Below are 854 nucleotides of genomic sequence, written 5' to 3'. Positions count from 1 at the left end.
GGCAGAAAATCTATGTGTTGGATGGCGGTAAGTCGCTGATGCTCGCCTTGTCGCAGGATCTGTCGCAGAACAGACCCGCGGAAGCCAAAGAGCATGTGCGCCGCTTCCACGAGCTGTTCTTCACCCTTTCGCCCGACAAGAGTGCCATCGAGGGGAATATCTCCCGTGCGCTGCTCTTGGCGGACAAGAGTGCCTACAATTACTATCGGGATTTCTCTGAGAAAGGGTACTACAACCGTATCGTGGCGGGAAATATCAATCAGGTCGTGCAGGTGGACAGCGTGCTCTGTGACTTCGACCGCTATCCCTATGCGGTACGGACGTATGCCCGGCAGATGATTATCCGTGCGACCAACGTGACCGAGCGCAGTCTCGTGACCGTATGCCGCCTGCTCAATACGAGCCGTAGCGATGACAATCCGAATGGCTTCAATATCGAAGGATTCGAGATTGTGGAGAACAAGGACATCAGTACCCGTAAGCGATGAAAAAGAAAAGTCTGTTCCGAATGATGCAGGAGGGAGCGGAGGCAAGACTCCGCCGCCTGTGCGGACACATCCCCGCTCATCTGAGGCTGTATGTCGTCCTGACGATGCTTCTCTTTTTCGCCATACTTGCCAATTATGTTTTCTTCAGCGGTTTGTTCCGCCTCTTCTCCGACGGAGACTCTGAGGAGGAAGCGTTACCGGCAATCGAGCATATAGAAGCCCCTGAAGTAAGGCGGCTCTATCCCAAAGACAGTATCAACCTATTAAAGTATTACGATTATGTTCCCATTCAAAAGAAAGACAGCCTCCGATACGAGCACCTCGCCTGAGCTGACGGAGGAAGAGAGACAAAGGCGAAAGAAGTTT

2 protein-coding genes are annotated in these 854 nt (G+C 52.6%); both read left to right on the top strand.

Annotated features, from left to right (window positions below; translation table 11 throughout):
* Nucleotides 1-488, top strand: a 488-nt coding sequence (gene traK / locus BN93_RS15975) for a conjugative transposon protein TraK (RefSeq protein ID WP_019189276.1), incomplete at its 5' end; no start/stop codon positions are given.
* On the top strand, nucleotides 485-817 hold the full coding sequence (locus tag BN93_RS15970; protein ID WP_019189275.1) for a TraL conjugative transposon family protein: 333 nt from the start codon (nucleotides 485-487) through the stop codon (nucleotides 815-817). The genes traK and BN93_RS15970, both read left to right, overlap by 4 nt.
* Nucleotides 818-854: the final 37 nt, after the last annotated feature.

This window comes from Prevotella conceptionensis 9403948, from assembly GCF_000312305.1.
In the GTDB taxonomy this organism is placed as follows: Bacteria; Bacteroidota; Bacteroidia; order Bacteroidales; family Bacteroidaceae; genus Prevotella; species Prevotella conceptionensis.
The sequence above is the reverse complement of the archived record's forward strand: the minus strand, read 5'-3'. Positions and strand labels throughout refer to the sequence as shown.

What these genes read in the sequence shown, in the direction of transcription:
- BN93_RS15970 (WP_019189275.1), top strand. Translation starts at nt 485, where the DNA reads ATGAAAAAGAAAAGTCTGTTCCGAATGATGCAGGAGGGAGCGGAGGCA.